Origin of the sequence: Komagataeibacter xylinus (genome assembly GCF_031081985.1) — a bacterium.
Classification (GTDB): Bacteria; Pseudomonadota; Alphaproteobacteria; order Acetobacterales; family Acetobacteraceae; genus Komagataeibacter; species Komagataeibacter xylinus_E.
Window position 1 is genome coordinate 67,287 of the sequence record NZ_JARWSK010000001.1, and the last position, 22,854, is coordinate 90,140.

Here is a 22,854-nt window from a genome sequence, read left to right on the forward strand (position 1 = left end):
CCCGCAATTCGTCATCAGGCCTAACTCCGATAGAGCCCGTCATGTCGCTGACGTTAATGAGCTTTATCCGCAGCTATTGCCTGGGTCCCGGCCATTACACGCAATCCGGGATGCATCACGGGCCGCAGCAGATGCACGAACGTGAATGCCGCTTCGGCACTTTGCAATATTTTGTATCCGACGAGGCTTTGGCTGCCTGGCGTGAAAAGACGCCATGCAAACCGCAACGGAAAGAATCCGAAACAGTTGCATCAGGCTCACCATGATCAGGGAGAACAAGGAACAGGCGCACTGCTCCGTGATATCATTATTGACGTGATGGCATGCGCCCGGCTGCTACAGTTCAACCAGACGATCGAATTTGGAAATCCGGTCATGTCACGCTTTGGACGGCGAGGCGCGAAATAAACCATCCGCGCCAGGTGATCTTCTCAGGCCGCATACCGGATGCGGCTGGATTGCCTCAGGGCCTATGGCATATGGCATGAGGCGAGTTCACCCCGGCGAAAGCAGCGTGGGCTCATGAAAAAGACGACCACGTGTTTCATGACGGTCGTCGGGCTTATGGCTGTATGGCTGGTGTATTGTATTTCAGGCGAACGGATAGGGGCCACATGGCGGTTGAACTACTCGCTGCTGCTTTATGATCGCGATCCTGGTGGCAACACGAGGATAGGCCCATTTGAACACACCTGACGCGATAATCACCGCGATGCCCACAAAGGTCCATTCATCCAGTGGTTCATGAAAGACATAGAAACTGAAGGCCACGGCCCAGAGCATCTGGCTGTATTGCGGCAGGGCGATCGCGCTGGCCGTAGCACGGGTCGCGGCCATCATCATGAGCAGTTGCCCGAGTGCGGCAAGGAAGCCATAGCCGAACAGGAACATCCAGATCGTGGCCCCCTGCGGCCAGCTTGCGTGGGCCACCATCAGGGCGCCATTGCCCAGCAGCGGGCCGCACAGGCTGGAACTGAACATGGACAGGCGCGGCGTGTTGCGCCCCGACATCCGGTAGGCAATGACGCATACGGCATTGGCAACCGCCGAGATCAGCGCACACAGATGCCCGAAGTGGAGCGCACGCAGGCCGGGCCGCAGCACGATCAGCACGCCGACAAAACCCGCGATGACCGACAGCCACCCCAGCGTGGATACTTTCTCCCGTAGCAGCACGACCGAGAGGACGGTCACGAAAAGCGGCATGAGGAAAATGAGCGAAAAGGCTTCCGGCATGGGCAGGAGCATGAAGGCTTCGACGCTTGCTGCCGTGGCAGCAAAGGTGGCGGCCGCCCGCACCAGCCACATGACCGGCTGCCGGATCACGAACAGGTCAAGGTAGGATTCGTTTTGCCCCCGGATGAAGGGGATGAGCAGCAGGCCAAAAACACCACCGAAAAACGCGACCTCAAACGGGTCGATCTGCCCCGCGAGCAGCTTGGAATAGGCATCACTGATCGAAAACGAGGCGTATGCCGCGAATGCCAGCATCATGCCCGCCGAAAGACCGGTATTCTTCATCCGCACTGCTCACGAAAAAATTGTTCAGGCGCAGATATGGATGCCAGAGGGGAAAGACCAGCGCTTGTCGGTAAATCCAGTCATGCGTTTTGTGCAGCGGATTTTATATGACGCGCCCATTTTTTTCGGGTAGCAGATTGCGCCCGAAAATCATGGCTTGCCCCTGTAACAGGGGGTAAACCGTAAAGAAGTTTTTGGTGAAGCTTTTTGCAAAAAGCTTCGAAAGAAACGCTTACCTATGCCAGCCCCTAAATTAATAGATCCAGAGCCTGGGCATTGCCCGTCCTGTCCGCGGCCAGTCCGTTGCCTGCCTCCATATTTTTCCGATCAGAAACTGTCCCGAATGAACAGCTACGTCAATTTTTGCCTGAAGTGAATGGATGGGTGTCGGCTTGCGATGCAATCGTGGCGTATGAAGGCAATGTGAAGCCGTCGTGATTGATGCGCTTGCATCTGTGGACACCGGGCGGTTGTCGGTAACATGGCCAACGGGGTATGATCGCCTGTCAGGGGGCGATGGCGGCTTCTGGCGTCGAAGAGGGACAGTAGCGGCCGATGGCTATTTCCGACATGATCGCCGACAGCATGGTGGCCGCCGTTATCAGTAATCCAAGACTGCCAGACAATCCGATCATAGAGTGCAACGCGGCGTTCGAGGCGTTGACCGGCTACACGCGCGGAGAAGTCATCGGTCGCAACTGCCGTTTTCTGACCGGCCAGGGAACGGAACCGGAGTTGGTCGAGGCCCTGCGTGCAGGTATTCGCGCGCAGCGCCCGGTCATGGTCGAGATTCTCAACTACAAAAAGGACGGCCATCCTTTTCGCAATGCCGTGATGGTGGCGCCGATATTCGACAGCGAGGGGAAACTTCAGTATTTCCTCGGCTCCCAGATGCAGATTCCAGATGAGGCCTGCGAGAGGCGCGCGGTGGCCGCGCGGGTCAAGGTCGAACGGCTATCGCCCCGTCAACGCGCCGTGTTGCTGGCGATGACACAGGGTCAGCGCAACAAGCAGATCGCCCATGCGCTGGCATTGTCCGAGCGTACGGTCAAAATGCATCGTGCCGCCATGTTGCGTGCCCTGGGCGTGCAGACGACCGCCGATGCCATGCGCCTTGCGATCGAAGCGGGGTTCTGATGGAAACCTGCCCCCAAGGTCAGGCTTCGCGCGGGGAGGCTGCATGCTAGGCTTTCAATATGAAACGCATGGTCCTTGTTCTGGGCGATCAACTGACGCCGACACTCTCCTCCCTTCGGGCGGCTGACCGGTCAGGCGATGTGGTGCTGATGGCGGAGGTCGCCACTGAAACCACCTATATCCGCCATCACAAGAAAAAGATTGCGCTGGTGCTGGCGGCGATGCGGCATTTCGCGGCGGAATTGCGTGAAGCCGGCTGGCATGTCGACTACGTCACCCTGTGCGATCCGGCCAATTCCGGCAGTCTGGGCGGGGAGGTCAGACGGGCCTGCGCCCGGCATGGGGCAACGCATGTGCTGGCAACCGAACCCGGCGAGTGGCGGTTGATGCGCGACATGGCCCAATGGCCATCCACCACCTTGCTGCCTGATGACCGTTTTGTGGCCGACCGCTACGGCTTTGCCACCTGGGCTGAAAAACGCGCGGGCCTGCGCATGGAGCATTTCTACCGGCTGATGCGCCGCAAGACTGGCCTGTTGATGGAAGGCAACCAGCCTGCCGGGGGAAAATGGAATTTCGACCACGACAATCGCAACCCCGCACCCGGTCCGCTGGGCCTGCCACAGCCGCTGCGTTTTGAGCCCGATGCCATCACCCGTGAGGTGCTGGAGATGGTGGCCACGTGTTTCCCCGATCATTTCGGGGATCTGACACCTTTCTGGTTCGCCGCGACCCGCGCCGGGGCCGAGGCCGCCTTTGCCCATTTCCTGCGCCATGGGCTGCATGATTTCGGCCACTACCAGGATGCCATGCTCAGCGGGCATCGTTTTCTGTGTCATTCGGTGGTGTCGGCCTATCTCAACCTTGGGCTGCTTGACCCGCTGGCAATGTGCCGTGCGGTCGAGATCGAATGGCGTGCCGGGCGGGTGCCGCTCAACAGCGCGGAAGGATTCATCCGCCAGGTCATCGGCTGGCGCGAGTTCGTGCGCGGCGTTTACTGGTGGCGCGGGCCGGATTATGCGCACAGCAACGTGCTGGATGCCCATCGGCCCCTGCCAGCGTTTTACTGGAGCGCCGACACGCCCATGCACTGCGTGCGGGCCTGTGTGACCCAGACGCGTGAGGAAGCCTACGCCCACCATATCCAGCGGCTGATGGTCACCGGCAATTTCGCGCTGCTTGCCGGTATCGACCCGCATGCGCTGCATGAATGGTATCTGGCCGTCTATGCGGATGCGTTCGAGTGGGTCGAACTGCCCAACACCATCGGCATGAGCCAGTTTGCCGATGGCGGTCTGCTGGCCAGCAAGCCCTATGCGGCCAGCGGTGCGTATATCGACCGCATGAGCGATTATTGCGGAGCTTGCACCTACGATGTCAGGGCAAAGGAGGGACCGAAAGCCTGCCCGTTCAACCTGCTTTACTGGCATTTCATCGCGCGGCATGCCGACCAATTGCGCCACAATCCACGCATGGTGCAGATGGTGCGCACATGGGAGCGCTTCACGCCCGAAAAACAGGCCCGGCTAACGCGTGACGCCGGGCGGTTTCTCGCTACCCTTGGCTGAGCGGCAGCGGTCTGAGCAGTAGCGCACGGCCTCCCAGTCGCGCGCCCATTTCTTGCGCCACGCGAAGGGCCGCCCGCAGGTGGCGCAGGGCTTGCTGGGCAGGTCGGCTTTCCTGCGCATCTTTACCATGGTAGCCTTTCTCCATTCCATGCGATCAGGGTGCCGCTATTGGCAGGGGTCAGGGTCTCGATCACCCGCAGGAGGTGGTCTGCTGCAGTGGTGGGCGAAAACAGCTTTCCCGCTGGCACGCCGCCCTGAAAGGGGGCCGAAAGCGCAGTGCCGACGGTGCCGGGGTGCAGGGCTACCACAATCGCTTCAGGGTGGGTGCGCCGCATCTCGATGGCGAAATTGACCACCAGCATATCCAGTGCCGCCTTGCTGGCACGGTAGGCATGCCAGCCCCCCAGCCGGTTATCGCCAATCGAGCCGACCCGTGCGGAAAGAACCGCGAATACCGCACGCCGGTCGCGCGGCAGGCTGGGCAGCATGTGCTTGGCAATCAGCGCCGGTCCGGTGGCGTTGATGGCAAAGGCGCGGGCCATGGATGCGGCATTGAGGCCGCGCATTGTCTTTTCGGGGGAAATGTTCCTTGCGGCATCATGCAGCATGCCGGTGGTGACCAGAACCAGTTCCGGGGGAGCATCAATCGCGGTTGCAGCATCGGCAATGCTGTCCTCGTCCGTCAGGTCGACGGTGAATGGCGTTACCGTGGAGCCAAAGCCTGCGCAGGGCCGACGTGACCCGGCATGGATGCGCGCATAGTAGCCGGACTGCGCAAGGCGGCCGACAACGGCATGGCCAATGCCGCCGCCTGCGCCAAACACGGCGGCAACCTTCATCTTGCCCAGCGTTGCAGAGTTGGCCGCACCCGCAGGAACCGGCGGTAAGCTGACTCGAGAACCCACAGCACCGGTGGCAGCCGGGCCAGTTCGCCAAGTGGCCGCAACACCGGAATGGCACGCCACATGGCGGCAAAGGCGGCAGCGCCATCGTAGATTACGGTGCCTTTGCGGGCATGGAAACGATCGAGCAGCAATTGCCGGTCAAGCGGGCAGGGCTGTGCGGGGTCGGCAACATCGACAAAGTGAATGCGCTTCGCACCGTTCAGCCGGCGCATCATCGCGATCTCGCGCAGGCAGAGCGGGCAGCCGCCATCGTACCATACGGTCAGGGTATCGTTGTCGGATCGATTGTTCATGACCGGATCCTATGACACCTCACGTTCCGTGACGACCTGACATTTGGGGCAGATGCCCGTGTCAAGACCCTGCTGTCATGCCCGAAACTGGCCCATGTGAGGGCCGTGCGGCTTGGCCTGCCATTTTCCATGTGTCCGGCCAGTTCGATCTGCTGGACTGCATAATGGGGGTCGAGAAGGGGCAGGTCGTACCAGTGATCGGACGCGGCAATCGGTAGGGCAGGGCACGTGCCGGGCGCTGGCCGGTTTCCTGCTGTGGCAGGGTCTGCCGGGCGGGCACGGTGGGGGAGGCAACGTGCGGGATTGTCGTGTTTCGGCCAGATAGGCGTCCGTCCAGGGCAGGCGCGCGGCGTGCCGGCGATCTGTGTGCTCCAAATCAGCCCGGTCAGGCGCCATCCCGCATTACTGCACCAATCAGGCATGCAAGTACATAACACCCTCTGGCTATGCCGCGCTCAGGTGCCTCCAGCATCTCCGGTTTTACATATCCATGAGGGTATGGGCATAAAGCCCGCGCAGGTCAGGCGGCCGCCAGGCATGTTGTCAGGCCCGCCTGTAATGGTTGGCGCCGAGAGCGGCAGGCCGCGCACGCTGCGTGCGGCAAGGAAACCGAAACATTGCGCCTCCAGCGCATCTCCGTTCCAGCCAAGGCGGTCCACCGGTTCGACCGGAGCCCCGAGTGCTGCCTGCATTGCGTGCATCAGGACGGGATTATGCCGCCCGCCACCACAGACATACCAGTGCATCGGCTGAGCGGGCAGGGGCGTGCGCCGGATGGCTTCAACGCTAAAAGCGGCAAGCGTGGCCGCACCATCCGCTGGCGTGCAGCCCGCAACCCGGTCGAGTGCCGCGACGAAGGTCTGGCGGTCCAGCGATTTCGGGGCAGGGCGGGCAAAATAGGGATCAGCCAGCAGGTCTTCCAAAACGGTCTGGTTGACCGTGCCCATGGCCGCCAGTTTCCCATCCACGTCGCATGCCGTGCCAGTATGGCGCAAGGCCCAGTCATCAAGCAGGGCATTGCCCGGCCCGGTATCACAGGCATGGATCGTGCCATCCGCCTCAATCAGCGTTATATTTGCAACCCCCCCGATATTCAGCACGGCGACCGGTCCGGGCACATCACGCAACAGGGCCGCGTGAAACCAGGGGACCAGCGGCGCACCTTCGCCACCGGCTGCGACGTCGGCACTGCGGAAATCGTGGATGACAGCCAGCCCCGTTGCGCGTGACAGAAACTGCGCATCCCCGATCTGCCATGTGTGGCGGTGCGCGGGATCATGCAGGATGGTCTGGCCATGAAAACCGATCAGGTCGACCTCTGGCACAAGGGCCTGCAACTGCCGCACGGCGTCAACATGGTGCCGGGTTATCTCGTGCTCTACGGCCTTCAGTTCCGGGTCCCGTGGGGAAAGGGTCGGCGCTTCGTCCAGAATTTTCCGGGCACGCTGGCGCAGTGCAGCCGGGTAGGGCAGGCTCAGATCCGGCCCGAATCCCTCAATCCGTTCGCCATCCGTGCGGATGACAGCGGCATCCACCCCATCGAGCGACGTGCCGCTCATCAGGCCGATAACCGTGAGCATGCGATTCATTCCTGTGTTTGCCGCAGTCCTGAGTGCCGCCATGACATCATCAAGGTCAGCACGATAGAAAAAAAATGTAGTGTTCCGTCCCGGCCATCGGGCACAAAGGCGCGTCTTTGCAATATCTGGCAAGGTTTCTGGCGTATCGCGATGCTGTATCCGGCCCGCCAGTTTGCGCCATGGGGGCAGCATCGCGGTAAAAAGCGATTTTGGGTGCCCCGCTACCTTTGCCCAGGCAGTGGTGCCTGCGCAAGGATCGCGCGCAGGTTGCCATCATGCGCCACAAGCAGTGGTTCGATCTGGCTGGCGGGAATGCCGGCACAGAGCATGACAGCACGTTTGACATTGAACCGCGTGGCCTCGAGCGCGCTCAGGGCCTGCTGTTCGGTGCTGCCGCTCAGGGTACGGACCATGCGGCAGGCCCGCTGGCGCAGCTTGGCATTGACCACCCGCATATCCACCATCTGCCCCCGATAGGCATGGCCCATACGGATCATGAGCGTGGTGGAAATCAGGTTGAGGGCGGCTTTCTGCGCCGTGCCCGCCTTGAGCCGGGTGGAGCCGGAAATGACTTCCGGCCCCGTCACCACCGCAATGCCCAGTTCCGCAACATCCATGAGCCTGCCGCCCTGATTGCAGGCAATGCCAATGCTCAGGCTGCCCGCCGCGCGCGCGGCCGCAACCGCAGCGCAGGTATAGGGGGTGGAGCCGCTTGCAGCGATACCCAGCACCACGTCATCAGGGCCGGGATTGTGGGCAAGGATGTCCGTGCGCGCCACGTCTTCGCGGTCTTCTGCCCCTTCCGCCGCCTGATGGAGGGCATCGTTCCCACCGGCCAGAAGCAGCACGAGCCGTTCGGGCGCCCAGCCGAAGGTGGGGAGCAGTTCCACCCCATCCTGCATGCCGATCCGCCCCGATGTGCCTGCGCCGACATAGAACAGCCGCCCCCCCGCCAGCAGGCGCGGCAGGGCTGCGTTGATGGCGCGTTCGAGTTCCGGCGTCGCGGCCCGCACGGCGGCAATGGCGCTCATCTGTGATTCCACCAGCGCCTCCAGCACGGACGCAACGGGCCACACATCTACATCAGCGTAACGTGGGTCCTGTCCTTCTGTGGCGATGGGCAACACGGGGGCGCTGCTGTTCGGGGTCATGTACCGTAAACTCCGGGGGATAAGGAAGGGGTCAGCCCTGCGGCGGGAGGAGGGCAAGGGCTGCGGCGGTGGCCACATCGTGCCGCAGGCGCACGACATTGCCACGGCCCGCGGGGTGCAGGCGGCTGGTCAGGATCAGCACATAGCTGTCACTGCCGGGGTCAAGCCACAGCGATGTGCCGGTAAAGCCGGTATGCCCGAAGGAGCCTACGGGAAACCTGTCTCCGCGCACGGAGGAATAATGCGTGGAAATATCCCATCCCAGTCCGCGCAGGTCGGATTTTCCTTCTGGCTGCTGCGCGGTTGTCATGAGCATGAGGGTCCGGGATTGCAGCGGGTAGGCCGATGGCCTGCCCGCACGCCGGTCGAGCAGGGCCTGTGCATACAGGCACATGTCATCCGCGTTGGAAAACAGGCCCGCATGACCGGCAACGCCCCCCATGCGGCGGGCAGAGGGGTCATGCACCTGCCCGCGCAGCATATGACCGTTTTCATCCGGCTGGGTGGGGGCAATGCGTGGCTGCCATGTTTGAGGTGGCAGGAAACGCGACTGCCGCATGCCCAGCGGGGTGAGAATGAAGCGCGTGGCATAGGCATCGAGCGTCATGCCCGTGAGTTTTTCCACCACAAACCCCAGCGTGATGAAATTGATGTCGCTATAGATGAAGCCCTGGCCCGGTGGCTGTGATGGCGAGACCTCCATGGCCAGACGGAAGGCGGCCTCGCGCCCCTGCCATGGATGATCGAGGTCCAGGTCGGGCGGCAGGCCGGAATAATGGGTCAGCAGGTGCCGGATGGTAATGGTGGATTTTCCTGCCGCCGCAAATTGCGGCAGATAGCGCGAGACAGGGTCATCAAGCCCGAAGCGCCCCTGTTCCCACAACTGCATGACGCACGGTGCGGTTATGACCGCCTTGGTCAGGGATGCCATGTCGAATACCGTATCCCACGTCATGGGTTCGGCCACGGGGGTGAGGGCGCGCCTGCCAAATACGGCCCGATGCACGATCTGCCGCCCGTGCCCGATGGCGCAGACAACGCCCGGTGTTTCACCTGCGGCCACGGTCTGTTGCAGCCTGCGGTCCACGCCGCTCATGTCGGGTGTGGCGTTGTGCGCGCCGTGCGCATGGGGTGCACATGCCGTAAGGGTTGCGCCACCGGCCAGCATCAGGACATGGCGGCGCTTCAGCCAGAGGGCGGCCGGGAAAACATGCATGAGCAAAGGGTCCGTTAAAAGACGGCATGCCAGATGCCTGATGCACGAACAATACCATCTTCCCCCACCATGACAACGACCCGCCTTGACGCAGCCGGGCGTGGCGGCATGCGCTGCCGGTCAGGCCCAGGCCTCGCACCGGATATTTCTGGCTTTCATATGGTATTCATCCGGTCATATGATTGGCCTTTCCGACCCGATGGAACCGGTATGTCCGCAATCGATATCGCGATTATCTGCCTCTATTGCCTGACCCTGCCATTCATCGCATTCGCCCTGTCAGGGCGACAGGACAGTGTTTCCACCTATGTAGGTGGTGGCCATGACCTGCCGTGGTGGGTTATCTGCCTGTCACTTGTCGCAACCGAAACATCGACCCTCACCATCATCAGCATACCCGGCATTGCTTATGGCAGCGGCATGGTATTCGTGGGGCTGGCGGTGGGGTATGTCATTGGCCGCGCACTGGTCGCATGGCTGTTTCTGCCGCGTTATTTTTCCGGGCAGGTCAGCAGCGTCTATCAATATCTGGGCCAGCGGTTCGGGCCAGCGATGGAGCGAACCGTATCCGCCACGTTCCTCGTCATGCGCGTGCTGGCGGAGGGCATCAGGCTGTTTGCGGGCATGCTGCCGGTCGCAGCCATTATGGCATCCATGCACCTGCCCCTGCCACAATGGGCGATCATGCTGGCCATTACCGGCCTTACGCTGTTTTACACGATGTTTGGCGGGCTGCGGGCCGTGGTGTGGTCCGATGCCCTGCAGCTTGCTGTCTATGCCGTGGGAGCGGCGGCCTGCATGGGGCTGCTGTACCATCAGGCGACAGACATGCAGATTCATGCGCTGCGCCACTCCAACAGGTTCCACCTGTTCCACAAATCGGCCCAATTTTTTCTTGATCCCTATACTCCCTGTGCGGCCATGATCGGGGGGGCGATCATGGCCATGGCATCGCATGGCACGGATCAGCTTCTGGTCCAGCGCGTTCTGGCCGCCCGCAACCTGCATGATGCCAGAAAGGCGCTGGTTGGCAGTGGCGTCATGGTGGGGTGCCTGTTTGCCATGCTCTCGCTCGTGGGCATGCTGCTCTGGGCGCGCAATGATGAAAAACCGCTGGCTGCAATGGGGCTTCAGGCATCGGATGCGCTGTTCCCTGCCTTTATCGTGCATGACCTGCCACCGGGGCTTGCCGGGTTGCTGATTGCAGGGCTGCTGAGTGCGACCATGGGCTCCCTGTCCGCCACGCTCAATGCCATGACCAGTGCTACGGTGCTGGATTTTGCAGCACCCTGCCGGGCACTGGCGCGGTGTATGGGCCTGTCAGCGCTGGCATTCGCCCGCGTGGTGACCCTGCTATGGGCTGTGGTGCTGGTATGTGCCGCGCTGGCATTTGCCCGGTGTCATGGGCCTGCGGTTGTGTTCGGGCTGTCGGTTGCGTCGTGTTCGTACGGGGCAATGCTGGGGGCTTTTGTGTTTGCCATGTTCAGCAGGCACGCGCTTACGCGCGAGGTCCTGCCAGCGTTTGTCATGACTGTCGTGACTGTCTGTGGCCTCATGATGTTGTGGCACCCTTATGGAGCGACGATTGCCTTTACGTGGCTGGTTCCGCTGGGTGTGATCGTGATGTTTATCTGTGCTCTGGGTTCAAGGGCTGTTGGCAAAATATGGCCATAAGGGTGCATCCCGTTATTTTGGGTGTGTGTCGGTCTATTATGTTTAAGGCGGCGTTGTTCGAAGCTTTTTGAAAAAAGCTTCACCAAAAACTTTCTCATGATTTCTGGATGTTTTTTGGACTGACTTTTCAAGCAGTCCCTGAGGGCCAGATACGGAATGCCGCCTGACAGCGTTGTTTCAGATCAGACTGTAAATTTACAAAAATCCGGACAATTCAATTTGTTGTAAGGGTCACTGTCGTCCCGGGAAATGGCTCTTTATGATCGGTTGGACTGGTAAGAGAAATGGAGCATTTTCCCCATGACTACCCTTGGTTTGGTCGATATGGAGCAGCGTGACAGGGTGGCTCTGTTTCCATCCTTTGGCCCCGGGCAGGGTGATCTGGTGGCATTCCGCCGTGATCTGGTCGAGGGGACAACGGCGCTCCTGAAGTCGGGATCGGTCGATTATGAGGCCCGCATGATCCCGGGGCCGGACGGAGCGCCTGATGTTCGTGTCATCATGTTCCGCCCCCCGACTGCCAAGGGCGCGCTGCCCGCCATTCTCTATGTTCATGGCGGTGGCATGATTGCTGGCACACCGGACATGCAGGCCGGTATGCTCGACCGGCTGGCATCGCAAACGGATGCCCTGATCATCTCGGTCGATTACCGGCTTGCACCCGAGACGCCTTTTCCCGGTGGCCTGGAAGATGTCTATGCCGCCCTGGTGTGGCTGCAGGACCAGGCCGCCATACTGGGTGTCGATCCTGATCGCATCACGGTCATGGGGGATAGCGGAGGGGGATGCCTTGCGGCGGCCACGGCCCTTCTGGCCCGCGATCGTGGCAAGGTCCGGTTGCGCGCACAGGTCCTGATCTACCCGATGCTGGACCTGCGCACAGGTGGGGCAGATGCACCTGCTGATGACCCCATGACAGGGGAATTTGTATGGACGCGCGCCCAGAACCAGCATGCATGGTCTGCCGTGCGGGGCGAACTGGCGGCTGATGACCCGCGATTTGGCTATCTGTCGCCCGCCTTCATGCGTGATCTGTCCGGGTTGCCTGCAACATTTATTGTCACCGGCGCGCTGGACCTGTTTCGTGATGAAGACGTGGCCTTTGCCCATCGCCTGTGGCAGGCGGCCGTGCCGACTGACCTCGTCGTCTATGCCAATGCGGTGCATGGCTTCGATCTGCTGCCTTCTGCTCTGGCCGAGCGTGTGCGCCATGACGTAGTGAAAAACGTGCGTCGGCTGCTGTAATGCGCGTGCGACCACGTTAACGGACTGCCGCACGATCCTTCGCCTGTTTCGGGCGCAGGAATGCCATGATCCGTGCATCACGCCCGTTACATGTCGGCCCGTAGCGGGTGATGGGTTATGTTAGGCCGTTATTGTCTTTATGGCGAAGGAAGCGATCATGTCCATTCGTGTCGGTATTGCGGGCTGGTCGCCTTTGTCCGCAATGGCTAAAGTATTGCATCTGCCCGTTACCGGTACGCAACTTGAACGGTATGCCGCTTATTTCTCAACAGTTGAAATCAATTCCAGCTTCTATCGTCCCCATCGGCGCACGACTTACATGCGCTGGGCTGCCAGCGTGCCGCCTGCGTTCCGCTTCTCGGTCAAGTTGCCCCGAACCATTACGCATGAACGCCGTCTGGTTGACTGCCAGGCGTTGATTGACCGCTTTGTCGAGGAAACGGATGGCCTTGGCGAAAAACGCGGTCCTGTCCTGGTTCAGTTTCCTCCCGGTTTTGCCTATCCCGGTGATCCTGCCGTGCGTTTCTTTCATGATCTGCGGGCAAGGCTGGCCGGGGCCATCGTTGTAGAACCCAGACATGCAAGCTGGTTCCGGCCAGCGATAGATCATATGCTGACAGAGCTACAGATATCACGCGTTGCGGCGGACCCGGCCCGTCCTGCTCCTGCGGCACAACCCGGCGGCTGGAGCGGTCTGGCCTATTTCCGGCTGCATGGCACCCCGGACATCTATAAGTCCCGTTATACGCACGAAGCCATTGAGGCCCATGCAAAAGACGTTGCAGCCCTTGCCGCACGCGGCACCGAGGTCTGGACGATCTATGACAACACCACATATGGGGCCGCCGTGCAGAACGGGTTTGAACTGATGAAAGCCTGCGCTGGCATTATTGGGCAATAATGCGCTTTAAGTGTCGGGACGGGCTTCCGGGTTTGCTGGGAGCGTCCCTACAAGTTCCTGTAGTCCAATTCGGGATTATCGCTCCTGATGGCGTTAGGAATGGCATCTTGGGAGGGAGCATGCAGCGCTATGGCAGCGGCATGCATGTATTAGCCGGTGTCTCGAACGCCCCGCTACACATGCGGACCCGGGTCAGTCTCTTCAAGCCGGATTTGGAATCGCGTTAAACCGGCTTTGCTATGATAACTGAAGCAACCGGAAGCGCATGCGTTCGTCATAAGTCACATCACATGCGATCCATTTTCGTCGTTACAGGATTTTTTCGTGCAGTCATCTTCCGTGGCAGAGACGGCTTCTGCCTATAGCCCTTCGACGCGCCGGCTTGTTTTCATCGGCCTTATCCTGACCATGATCATGGGCGCACTCGACCAGAGCATCGTCTCGACCGCACTGCCCACGATTGTCAGTGACCTTGGTGGTCTGGCGCATATGTCCTGGGTCGTTACGGCGTTCATGCTCACCTCCACAATCGCCACGCCAATGTATGGCAAACTGTCCGACATGTTTGGCAGGCGGCCATTGCTGGCGTTCAGCATCGGCGCGTTTCTCGGTGCTTCGCTGTTATGCGGCATTGCGCAGGGCATGTGGCAGCTTGTCGTGTTCCGTGGCCTTCAGGGCGTGGGCGCAGGTGGCCTGATGACACTATCGCAGACGGTGATCGGCGATATGGTATCGCCCCAGCAACGGGGCCGCTATCAGGGGCTGTTTACCGGGGCCTTTGCGGTCAGCAGTGTCGCGGGGCCATTTCTGGGTGGCGTGCTGACAAGTGCGCTGTCCTGGCGATGGGTCTTTTGGGTCAATCTGCCGATCGGGCTTCTCGCATTCGGGCTGATCATGCTGAGCCTGCCTGCTGGCCGCATCGAGGCGAGGCCGCGCATCGACTATCCCGGCGCGGCCCTCCTGAGCATTGCCACGGCTGGCTTCCTGCTGCTGTTCAACGCCCTCGGCACGACCCTGGCATGGACATCGCCGCTCACATTTCTCCTGCTCGGGGGCGCGACGCTTGTGTTCGTGGCGTTCATCTGGCAGGAGCGACGGGCGCCAGAGCCGCTCATCAGTCTTGACCTGCTGCGTATCCCGACCTTTTCCATATGCGTCGCCGCAACCGGGATCATGTCTTTCGCGATGATGGGGTCGATGATCTTCCTGCCCCTTTATTACCAGCTTGTGCTTGGTGAGACACCGGCGGCATCTGGCCTGATGATGTTGCCGCAGGTCGGCACGATGATGATCAGTTCGGTGCTGGGCGGCTATGTTTCGTCCCGCACGCAACGCTACACGCTCCTGCTTTCCATCGGTGTTGGCATTGAATTCACTTCACTCACCCTGATTGCGCTCTGTGCCCATCATGGCGCGCCTGCCCTGTTTTTCCTGCTCAGCCTCGGCTGTCTTGGCGTGGGCATGGGAATTGGCATGCCTAATGCAACAGTCATGATCCAGAATGCCGTGCCAACGGGCTCACTCGGTATCGCCACGGCCATGATGTCTTTCATCCGCTCGCTCGGCGGTTCGCTTGGCGTGGCCCTCTCGGGCGGCGTGATGGCGCTGACCTTGCAGAACCGCCTGAAGGGGCTGCCAGAAAAAATTGACGTGCCCGAATTCCTGGAAAAAGGCATGGCCGCGATCCAGACGCTTTCCCCCGCAACACATAAAGACGTAACGCAGGCCTATAAAGGCGCCATCAGCGCCAGCCTGAGCGTGAGCAGCAGCTTCATGTTCCTCGCGTTCCTGCTGATCGTTGGGTTGATGGTGCGTCAGGCTGCGTTGGGAAACAGGGCAGGGTAGGAGTAGGGCAGGCGCAGTCGGGGCTGCTGCAATCCAGAAATTTCCGTCATGGATTATCAGGCAGAAGATCAGGGCGCATTTTCCGGATAGGAAACAATACCTGAAATAACATGATTTTCGGGTTTATTTTGTTGTTATGTCGCGTTTTGTAGGGTAGCTCTGGTTTCCTATTTTGCTGGGGTGGCGTGCGGGCAGTCATCTTCTGCCCAGATGGTGCGAATCTGACAGGGCCTGATGTCGTGAATCGGTATGACCCTAGGAGGATGCAGGTCATCAGCCCTTAAAAAGCATATTGAAAAAACTGTTTATAAGCCCGGTTGGTTTTGGAAGCGGTTGCGGCCAGGCCGCCTGCGCAGGGCCAAAAAGGTATAAAAAATATACCGGAAAACCGCGGGATATAGATGATTGTTTTTTTATGTAACAAGAAAAAAGCAGTCAAAAGACACGATCGTAAAATCAATTAAACTAATTGTACTACATTGAATAAATAGAATATCACTTTTTGTTGATTTGTATGAAATACCCCTGATCGGCGATCGGAAAGCAGCAGATCGCGTACAACAAATTATTTATATCAGGAATAAATGATATAGATCGTAAAAAGACCAGTTCGCAAATATAAAACAATAAAAATAATCAATAATATATCAGTTATGTAAATAAATACCATCTGACATGACGGGATTCATGCCGTCGCGCAGGCGGTATCTATACTTAACCATGCGCTCCCCGATGGAATGATGCCGTGTTGCAATTACTTAAAATAATGATGGATTCCAACATGCCCCTCCTTATTTCTGCCCTCATCGTGTGTATCGCGGGTTCATGGATCACTGTCCGCATCATGGCGCGCATTGCCGCGACCCCGGGGCGGCAAAATCATTCATGGTACCTGCAATGCGCGGCCGCAGGGGCCACAACCATATGGTGCACCCACTTTCTGGCACTGCTGGCATATATGCCGGGCGTTGCGGGCCTTCTGAATATTCCGCTTACGCTGTTTTCGTTCATCGTTGCCGCCGCAGGCGTGCTGGCGGCAACCGTCATCGCCACCACCAGCAAAAGCCGGATGGGGCCAGCACTTGGTGGCGCCGTGCTTGGTCTTGCCATTGCAGGCATGCATTATTCCGGCATGTATGCCGTGGAATTTGGCGAGCATATGGCCTGGAGCCTGCCCACAATCGCGCTCTCCCTGTTTCTGGGCACCATTTTTGGCACGCTGTCCCTCCAATGCCTGCTGCGTAGCGGGAACCGGCATCGTGAAATTCTGGCCACGGTGCTGTTCGTCGCGGCGATCGCGGGGCTGCATTTTGTCGGTGTGTCCGCCATGCGCACGCACATGATGTCCGCCGAGCTTATGGCAACTGGCAATGCGCCTGTCGTGCTGGGTGTTGCGCTGGCCATTACGACCCTTCTGCTCGTGGCCACAGGTGGCAACAGTTTCTCGATCGATGATGCGACGCGCGCGGAATCCTATGAGCGCATGCGGCAGATGGCGTTGCATGACGCCCTGACAGCGCTCCCCAACCGCGTGAGCTTCAACGATCACCTCGATCAGGTGATCGAGGATGCGAAAGAGAAGGGCACACAGTTCGCACTGATCGGCATTGATCTTAACAAGTTCAAGGAAATCAATGACGTGCGAGGGCATGCCGCAGGCGATGTCGTGCTGGTTACCATTGCCAACCGTTTTACCGAGATGCTGGGTGAGGGCGAGTTCGTGGCCCGTCTGGGTGGGGATGAATTCGCAGCAGTCCACCTGACGAGTGACCCCGATGAACTCAATGCCTTTGTCGCCCGCATCGAGGAAGCCATCAACCTGCCCATCCCGATCGAGGACTACGAAGTCACGACCGGCGGCAGCGTGGGCCTGGCCCTGTTCCCCAAGGATGCTACCGACAAGGAAACGCTCGTAACCCGCGCCGACCTTGCCATGTATCGCGCCAAGGCGGATCCGTTGCGCACCGTGGCCTATTACGAGCCTGCTATGGATGAAACGGTGCGCGAGGCCCGCGCGCTGGCGGCGGACCTGAAAACGGCAATGGAAAAAGGTGAACTGAGCCTGCACTACCAGGTGCAGACTGCCATTGCGACGGGTGAGGTCTTTGGCTACGAGGCCCTGCTGCGCTGGAGCAGCCCCGAACGCGGAGACGTGCCGCCAGCCCTGTTCATTCCTGTCGCCGAGGAGAACGGCCTCATCATCCCGCTCGGTGAATGGGTATTGCAGACGGCCTGCGCACAGGCGGCGAAGTGGGATGTTGCGTGCAAGCTGGCGGTCAACCTGTCTCCGGTGCAGTTCTTTCACCCTGATCTGTATCGTCTGGTCAAGGAAACGCTTGAAAATACCGGCCTTTCTCCCGACCGGCTCGAGCTGGAATTAACGGAAACGTCCATTATCGAGGACAAGCAGCGCGCGCTTGAAATCGTACGCCGGATCAAGGAACTCGGCGTTGGCATTGCACTGGATGATTTCGGCACGGGCTATTCGTCGATTGATACACTGCGCTCCTTCCCGTTCGACCGCATCAAGCTTGATGGCAGTTTCATGCAGGGGATCGAAACCAATTCCGATGCAGCTGCCATTGTCCGTTCGGTCCTGGCGCTCGGCCGCACCATGAACATTGCCGTGCTGGCGGAAGGGATCGAAACGCCCCGGCAGCTTGAAGTTCTGCGTGGCGAGGGCTGCGTGGCGGGGCAGGGGTTCCTGATCGGCCGCCCGGCCTGCCCGCAAACACTGGGGCTGCAACCGGCCTGATGCCACAGCGCCCCCGCATGCCTTTTCCATTCCGTGCAGGCTCGCAGCCTGCCTGTCAAATTGTGAACCGTGGCCTATCATCATGAACAAGTTGCTCCTTACCTCGTCCTCCCCGAAGCCTGTATTGTCGGGTGATGCCGCCCTGGCTCTGCTGATTGACGCGACCGAAGCGATCATCGTGACTGACGACCGCAATGACGTCCTCTTTTTCAATAAAGGGGCGGAAAAACTCTGGGGTTACGCGCAGGATGAAGTGCGTGGCCAGAACGTGCGGATGCTGATCCCCGATTTTGCCCGCCATGAACACGATGCCCCTGACGCCGGCCGCCGCGCGACGGGTCTCGACGCCACCGTTGGCACATCGCGCGAAATCATCTTCGAGAACAGGCACGGTGACTACATCACCGGGGAACTGACGCTCTCTTCAAGCAAGGTCGGCCCGAAAGGCAGCACGTACTATCTTGCCTCCATCAAGGCGGTAACGGAAGAAAACCATCGCAAGAAACTGCTGGACCTGCAGAATACGGTGTTCCAGTCCCTCTCAACCGATATGCAGATCCAAGATGTGGCTGACCTTGTGTGCCGGGAGGTGGAAAACTTCATTCCCAATACGGTCGCCATCCTTGTCCTGATCGATGAGGACCACCGGCTTCATGTCCTGTCAGGCCCCGGCCTGCCACGGCGCTATGCCGCGGCACTCGAAAACGTAACACTTTCCGATGCGGACATCATGGCCCTGTCCAATGACCTTGACGAGGCGGCGACCGTTGTATGGGAAAGTTACCGCTCGCTTGGCGTATCGCTGGGCCTGCATGATTGCTGGGCCTCTGCAATCAAGGCCAGCAATGGCAAGATATCGGGCATATTCGCGCTGTTTTCACGCAACACCAGCACAATCAGCGACTGGCCACAGAAAATCGTGGCGGGCTGCGTTCCCTTCTGCAGTGTGCTGATCGAGCAGTATGAAGCGCGTCACCATATTTCCCAACTGGCCAATTACGACCCGCTGACCGGCTTCCTGAACCGGACCGCCATCCATAAAATTCTCAGGAACCTTGTTGGCAAACCGGGTGACAATCATTTCGCCGTGCTGATGCTCAACCTCGACCGCTTTCGCGATATCAACGATGCGCTCGGGCACAGCAATGGCGATGACTTCCTCAAGGCCGTGGCGGCGCGGATCAAGAGCCTGTGCCGGAGCCATTACATCCTCAGCCGCGCGGGCGGGGATGAGTTTGTCATCATATTGCCCGATACACAGGCTGTTCCTGCCACGGCATTTGCCGAGCGACTGATCAAGGGCATGGAAGACCCCATCGAGATTGGTGGCAACTTCATCACGGCATCGATCAGTGCCGGAATCAGCATGTTCCCTGAAAACGGGCCGGACAGTGAATCCCTGATCGGCCATGCTGAAGCCGCGATGCGCCTTGCCAAGAAAGATGCCCGCGGCACGTTCCGCGTCGCGACGCCAGAAGACCATGCCGCGGCACAGGACCGCCTTGTCCTTGGCTCCGCCCTGCGTGATTCACTGGCGAAGGGATTGCTCAACCTGCATTACCAGCCGCAGATCGAGGCCAAGACGGGCGCGCTCTATGGCGTGGAGGCCCTGTCGCGCTGGCATCATCCGCATCTGGGCAATATCTTCCCCTCCCGGTTCATTGCGGTGGCCGAGGATACCGGGCAGATCGAGGCGATCGGCGCGTGGTGCCTCGAAGAAGCCTGCCGCCAGATCGTGGCATGGGACCGCGATGGGGTCATGATCCCGGCGGTATCGGTCAACCTGTCGGCCGGGCATTTCCGCAAACGTCAGTTGCCCGAAATGATCTCGAACCTGCTGACCCGCTTCGGCATTGCCCCGGCGCGCCTTACGGTGGAAATTACCGAAAGCGTGATGATGGATGAAAACAAGGATACGATGGACGTATTACACGCCATTCGTGCCCTGGATGTTGGCCTGTCCATGGATGATTTTGGCACGGGCTACTCATCGCTGTCGCGGCTGACCCGCCTGCCGCTGACGGAAATCAAGATTGACCGCAGCTTCATCATGAACCTTGAGCATGACGCCAATGCGCAGGCGGTGACAACGGCCGTGATTGGCATCGGCAACCGCCTGGGCATGACCGTCGTGACAGAAGGGGTGGAGACGGAAGCACAATACGCGCTTCTGGAAAGCCTGCACTGTGATGTCATGCAGGGCTATCTGTTTGCCAAGCCCATGGCGCCAAAAGATCTGGAAACATGGTTCAGGCAGCCCCGCAAGATCATGCCTGCAATGCGCAGGGCGTGCGGGGAACAGTCAGCATCCGGTCAGGCTGAAAAGAAATAACCATACGGCCTGAGCGGAAGGGGCACGCCACAGCTTTATGGTGGCGTGCCTCTGGTCTGGAGCAAATCTTACTTCAGTCCGTCCACAAAGGCTGCGATCCGGCGGCAGCCTTCGCGCAGGGTATCCGTGTCGGTGGCGTAGGAAATGCGGAAGAACGGGCTCATGCCGTAGGCAGCGCCCTGCACGGAGGCAACCTGCTGCTCTTCAAGCAGGGCCATGACAAAATCGGCATCGGTTGCAATCAGGCGGCCACCGGCCGAAGTCTTGCCCATGCAGCCACTGATGTCGGGATAGACATAGAACGCGCCCTGCGGCGTATGGCACTGCACGCCGGGAATGGCATTGAGCAGGGAAACCACCAGGTCGCGCCGGGCCTGGTATTCGGCAGCGCGGTCCTTGAGGAAGTCCTGCGGGCCGTTCAGCGCCGCGACCGCAGCCGCCTGCGCCAGCGTGTTGATGCCGCTTGTGGACTGGCCCTGCATGTTGTTCATGGCAGCGATCAGCGCGCGCGGGCCACCGCAATAGCCAACGCGCCAGCCCGTCATGGCATAGGCCTTTGACACGCCATTGACGGTCAGCACCCGGTCCTTCAGGCGCGGCTCGACCTCGGCGATGGTGCAGAAGGTGAAGCCGTCATAGATCAGGTGCTCGTAGATATCATCGGTCATGATCCAGACCTGCGGATGCTTCATCAGCACGGCGGCAATGGCTTCCATGTCCGCGCGCGGGCAGCACGCGCCGGTCGGGTTGCCGGGGAAGTTGAGCACCAGCCACTTGGTCTTGGGTGTAATGGCCGCCTCAAGGGCCGCGGCCGAGAGGCGGAAGCCGCCTTCGGCAGGGCAGGGCACGGACACGATGGAGGCCCCGGCAAGGCGGGCGATATCAGCATAGCTGATCCAGCTCGGCGTGGGCAGGACCACCTCGTCACCGGGGTTGATCGTCGCCATCATGGCATCATAGATGATCTGCTTGGCGCCGTTGGCCACCAGAATTTCGTTCAGGGCGTAATCAAGGTTATTTTCACGCTGGAACTTGGCCTGGACCGCTTTTTTCAGCGCGGGCTTGCCGTCCTGCGGCGGGTATTTGGTATCGCCCGCGCGGGCTGCGGCAAAGGCTGCATCCACCACATGTGTGGGCGTGGGAAAGTCCGGCTCGCCCGATGACAGGCTGATGATCTTCACCCCTTCAGCCTTCAGTGCCGATGCCTTGTCGGTCATCGCGGCGGAAGCCGAAATCCCAATTCCATTCAGTCGATCAGCAAACCCGGGCATCAGACACGTTCTCCAATTTCACTCAATGCAACAGCATATTAGATGTTCATAGCGATCGTAGATCGTTTCGCTACAGATTAGATAGCGGTGAAAACCGCATGGCCCCATACAACAATCCTATGAAGGCCCGCGTGTTTTCCTCACCCGTCCATCCGGATGGGGTTGCGCACCATGGCGAGTGACAGCCCGGCTGCAACGAGCAGGGCGGCAGCGCACATGTACCATGCCATGTCAAAACTGCCGGTCCATGACACGATGTACCCGGTCAGGATGGGCGAGAGCAGCCCCAGCGAGTTGCTGCATGTCAGGGTGACACCTGTTACGGCGCCCATTTTGCTGCCGTCTTCCACCATGTCGGTCAGCAGCGCGGTATTGGCGCCATTGGCCGCCATCAGGCAGGCCAGCGCACCAGACAGCACCAGCAGGATGGGCATCATGGTGTGAAAATGCGGCAGCAGCCCGATCGTGGCGGCACCGAGCAGGCAGGTTGCAACAACAAAACGCCGGTTGGGCGGATGAATGCCCCTGCGAAAGACCAGATGTTCGAGAATGCGCCCGATAACCACCGCGCCAATGGCTGCGGCCAGATAACACAGGGCCGTGCTGTTGCCCGTGCCGGTCGTGTTGATGTGCAGTTCATGGATCAGGTACAGCGGCATCCATGACATGACCAGAAAGTTCAGGTAGTTCTGGGTGCACTGCACTGCCAGTATCCCCAGAAAGGAGGATGAGCGGAACAGGTTCCTGATCTCGCGCACGGCAATCGGCCTGCGCGGGGCGGCATCGGGCTTTTCCTTCGGGTTGCGGTACACCAGCCACCACACCAGCGCCCAGCCGATGCCTATGGCGCCAAGCGCCATGAACTCGCACCGCCAACCGAAGAATGTGATCAGGTATGCCCCCGCAATCGTGCCGCCCGCCAGGCCAAGCTGCATGCCCGTGAGCAGCATGGTCATGACCGATCCGCGTTCGCGCGGCTGCGCCCAGTTGCGCACCACCGTGGCCCCCACGCCAAAGGTCGGCGCCTCACCCACGCCAAGCAGCACGCGGGTCATCAGGAACTGGGTAATGTTCTGCGCCATGCCGCCAAGCAGCATGGCAAATGACCATACGCCCACGGCAAGGCTGCCAATCGTGCGCGCGCCAACCATGTCGAGCACGATGGTCGAGGGCAGGTTGAGCAGGAAATACGACCACAGGAAACTCGACGAGACCCAGCCCATCTGCACCGGTGTCAGCGAAAACTCCTTGCCCATCGTGGGCAGGGCGATGGAGAGCGCCGCGCGGTCGCCATAGCTGATGGCGTACATCAGGAAGACAAGAAAGAAGAACACGTAGCGGGCAGGAATTGCGCGCCTGCTCCGGGCGTCGGTGGTCATTTCACCTGTTGTCACGCTGTAGGACTCCTGGTGTGCCATGAATTACGGGAGGGGAGGGGACGTGCGGCGGTGGCGTGCCGC

Annotated in this window: 18 protein-coding genes; 9 read left to right on the forward strand and 9 right to left on the reverse strand. The window is 60.1% G+C overall.

What is annotated here, in order from left to right; translation table 11 throughout:
• Window positions 1-41 precede the first annotated feature (41 nt).
• Window positions 42-266, forward strand: a complete 225-nt coding sequence (locus QEG70_RS00340) for a hypothetical protein (RefSeq protein ID WP_308718809.1) — start codon at window positions 42-44, stop codon at window positions 264-266.
• A 325-nt stretch (window positions 267-591) separates the two neighbouring features.
• Here QEG70_RS00340 and QEG70_RS00345 read toward each other — a convergent pair whose 3' ends face one another.
• Window positions 592-1,521, reverse strand: a complete 930-nt coding sequence (locus QEG70_RS00345; RefSeq protein WP_308718810.1) for a DMT family transporter — start codon at window positions 1,519-1,521, stop codon at window positions 592-594.
• Window positions 1,522-2,076: 555 nt separating this feature from the next.
• On the opposite strand from QEG70_RS00345, the gene QEG70_RS00350 reads away from it, so the two are divergent.
• Together QEG70_RS00350 and QEG70_RS00355 are read left to right on the forward strand one after the other, a co-directional pair.
• Window positions 2,077-2,658, forward strand: a complete 582-nt coding sequence (locus QEG70_RS00350; RefSeq protein ID WP_308718811.1) for a PAS domain-containing protein — start codon at window positions 2,077-2,079, stop codon at window positions 2,656-2,658.
• A 59-nt stretch (window positions 2,659-2,717) separates the two neighbouring features.
• Window positions 2,718-4,226, forward strand: a complete 1,509-nt coding sequence (locus QEG70_RS00355) for a cryptochrome/photolyase family protein (protein ID WP_308718812.1) — start codon at window positions 2,718-2,720, stop codon at window positions 4,224-4,226.
• On the opposite strand, the gene QEG70_RS00360 is transcribed toward QEG70_RS00355, so the two are convergent.
• The 6 genes from QEG70_RS00360 to QEG70_RS00385 form a co-directional block, all read right to left on the reverse strand.
• The gene (locus QEG70_RS00360; protein WP_374762520.1) at window positions 4,185-4,355 is read right to left on the reverse strand and encodes a DUF2256 domain-containing protein; all 171 of its coding nucleotides are present in this window, start codon (window positions 4,353-4,355) and stop codon (window positions 4,185-4,187) included. The genes QEG70_RS00355 and QEG70_RS00360 overlap by 42 nt on opposite strands.
• Window positions 4,349-5,065, reverse strand: coding sequence for an SDR family NAD(P)-dependent oxidoreductase (locus QEG70_RS00365; protein WP_308718813.1), 717 nt, complete (start codon window positions 5,063-5,065; stop codon window positions 4,349-4,351). Before QEG70_RS00365 ends, QEG70_RS00360 begins: the two co-directional genes overlap by 7 nt.
• A complete protein-coding gene (locus QEG70_RS00370; RefSeq protein ID WP_308718814.1) occupies window positions 5,062-5,424 on the reverse strand; it encodes a thiol-disulfide oxidoreductase DCC family protein in 363 nt (120 codons plus the stop codon). The genes QEG70_RS00365 and QEG70_RS00370 overlap by 4 nt, the downstream gene beginning before the upstream one ends.
• Window positions 5,425-5,879: 455 nt before the next feature.
• Window positions 5,880-7,013 carry an anhydro-N-acetylmuramic acid kinase gene (locus tag QEG70_RS00375; RefSeq protein ID WP_308718815.1) on the reverse strand — a complete coding sequence of 378 codons (1,134 nt, stop codon included), beginning with the start codon at window positions 7,011-7,013 and terminating at the stop codon, window positions 5,880-5,882.
• 212 nt (window positions 7,014-7,225) lie between these two features.
• Window positions 7,226-8,155, reverse strand: a complete 930-nt coding sequence (locus tag QEG70_RS00380) for an N-acetylmuramic acid 6-phosphate etherase (protein ID WP_308718816.1) — start codon at window positions 8,153-8,155, stop codon at window positions 7,226-7,228.
• A gap of 31 nt (window positions 8,156-8,186) precedes the next feature.
• Window positions 8,187-9,371, reverse strand: coding sequence for a serine hydrolase domain-containing protein (locus QEG70_RS00385; RefSeq protein WP_308718817.1), 1,185 nt, complete (start codon window positions 9,369-9,371; stop codon window positions 8,187-8,189).
• A gap of 210 nt (window positions 9,372-9,581) precedes the next feature.
• Here QEG70_RS00385 and QEG70_RS00390 point away from each other — a divergent pair, with 210 nt between their 5' ends.
• The 6 genes from QEG70_RS00390 (at window position 9,582) to QEG70_RS00415 (ending at window position 20,123) form a co-directional block, all read left to right on the forward strand.
• Window positions 9,582-11,045 carry a sodium:solute symporter gene (locus QEG70_RS00390; protein ID WP_308718818.1) on the forward strand — a complete coding sequence of 488 codons (1,464 nt, stop codon included), beginning with the start codon at window positions 9,582-9,584 and terminating at the stop codon, window positions 11,043-11,045.
• 300 nt (window positions 11,046-11,345) lie between these two features.
• Complete coding sequence (locus tag QEG70_RS00395) at window positions 11,346-12,290, forward strand: alpha/beta hydrolase (protein WP_308718819.1); 945 nt, start codon at window positions 11,346-11,348, stop codon at window positions 12,288-12,290.
• A 157-nt stretch (window positions 12,291-12,447) separates the two neighbouring features.
• Complete coding sequence (locus QEG70_RS00400; RefSeq protein ID WP_308718820.1) at window positions 12,448-13,191, forward strand: DUF72 domain-containing protein; 744 nt, start codon at window positions 12,448-12,450, stop codon at window positions 13,189-13,191.
• A gap of 324 nt (window positions 13,192-13,515) precedes the next feature.
• A complete protein-coding gene (locus tag QEG70_RS00405; RefSeq protein WP_308718821.1) occupies window positions 13,516-15,036 on the forward strand; it encodes an MDR family MFS transporter in 1,521 nt (506 codons plus the stop codon).
• Window positions 15,037-15,817: 781 nt separating this feature from the next.
• Entirely contained in the window at window positions 15,818-17,791 is a 1,974-nt protein-coding gene (locus tag QEG70_RS00410) for a putative bifunctional diguanylate cyclase/phosphodiesterase (protein ID WP_308718822.1), read from the forward strand.
• An 82-nt stretch (window positions 17,792-17,873) separates the two neighbouring features.
• Complete coding sequence (locus tag QEG70_RS00415) at window positions 17,874-20,123, forward strand: EAL domain-containing protein (protein WP_308718823.1); 2,250 nt, start codon at window positions 17,874-17,876, stop codon at window positions 20,121-20,123.
• Between the two features lie 68 nt (window positions 20,124-20,191).
• Here the strand turns inward: QEG70_RS00415 and QEG70_RS00420 are convergent, their stop codons facing one another.
• Together QEG70_RS00420 and QEG70_RS00425 are read right to left on the reverse strand one after the other, a co-directional pair.
• Window positions 20,192-21,394, reverse strand: a complete 1,203-nt coding sequence (locus QEG70_RS00420) for a pyridoxal phosphate-dependent aminotransferase (protein WP_308718824.1) — start codon at window positions 21,392-21,394, stop codon at window positions 20,192-20,194.
• Between the two features lie 140 nt (window positions 21,395-21,534).
• Window positions 21,535-22,773, reverse strand: a complete 1,239-nt coding sequence (locus QEG70_RS00425; protein ID WP_308719415.1) for an MFS transporter — start codon at window positions 22,771-22,773, stop codon at window positions 21,535-21,537.
• Between the last annotated feature and the right edge of the window lie 81 nt (window positions 22,774-22,854).

Coding starts and splice junctions, on each gene's coding strand:
- QEG70_RS00340 (WP_308718809.1), top strand. CDS start 42: ATGTCGCTGACGTTAATGAGCTTTATCCGCAGCTATTGCCTGGGTCCC.
- QEG70_RS00345 (WP_308718810.1), bottom strand. CDS start 1,521: ATGAAGAATACCGGTCTTTCGGCGGGCATGATGCTGGCATTCGCGGCA.
- QEG70_RS00350 (WP_308718811.1), top strand. CDS start 2,077: ATGGCTATTTCCGACATGATCGCCGACAGCATGGTGGCCGCCGTTATC.
- QEG70_RS00355 (WP_308718812.1), top strand. CDS start 2,718: ATGAAACGCATGGTCCTTGTTCTGGGCGATCAACTGACGCCGACACTC.
- QEG70_RS00360 (WP_374762520.1), bottom strand. CDS start 4,355: ATGGTAAAGATGCGCAGGAAAGCCGACCTGCCCAGCAAGCCCTGCGCC.
- QEG70_RS00365 (WP_308718813.1), bottom strand. CDS start 5,065: ATGAAGGTTGCCGCCGTGTTTGGCGCAGGCGGCGGCATTGGCCATGCC.
- QEG70_RS00370 (WP_308718814.1), bottom strand. CDS start 5,424: ATGAACAATCGATCCGACAACGATACCCTGACCGTATGGTACGATGGC.
- QEG70_RS00375 (WP_308718815.1), bottom strand. CDS start 7,013: ATGAATCGCATGCTCACGGTTATCGGCCTGATGAGCGGCACGTCGCTC.
- QEG70_RS00380 (WP_308718816.1), bottom strand. CDS start 8,155: ATGACCCCGAACAGCAGCGCCCCCGTGTTGCCCATCGCCACAGAAGGA.
- QEG70_RS00385 (WP_308718817.1), bottom strand. CDS start 9,371: ATGCATGTTTTCCCGGCCGCCCTCTGGCTGAAGCGCCGCCATGTCCTG.
- QEG70_RS00390 (WP_308718818.1), top strand. CDS start 9,582: ATGTCCGCAATCGATATCGCGATTATCTGCCTCTATTGCCTGACCCTG.
- QEG70_RS00395 (WP_308718819.1), top strand. CDS start 11,346: ATGACTACCCTTGGTTTGGTCGATATGGAGCAGCGTGACAGGGTGGCT.
- QEG70_RS00400 (WP_308718820.1), top strand. CDS start 12,448: ATGTCCATTCGTGTCGGTATTGCGGGCTGGTCGCCTTTGTCCGCAATG.
- QEG70_RS00410 (WP_308718822.1), top strand. CDS start 15,818: ATGCCCCTCCTTATTTCTGCCCTCATCGTGTGTATCGCGGGTTCATGG.
- QEG70_RS00415 (WP_308718823.1), top strand. CDS start 17,874: ATGAACAAGTTGCTCCTTACCTCGTCCTCCCCGAAGCCTGTATTGTCG.
- QEG70_RS00420 (WP_308718824.1), bottom strand. CDS start 21,394: ATGCCCGGGTTTGCTGATCGACTGAATGGAATTGGGATTTCGGCTTCC.
- QEG70_RS00425 (WP_308719415.1), bottom strand. CDS start 22,773: ATGACCACCGACGCCCGGAGCAGGCGCGCAATTCCTGCCCGCTACGTG.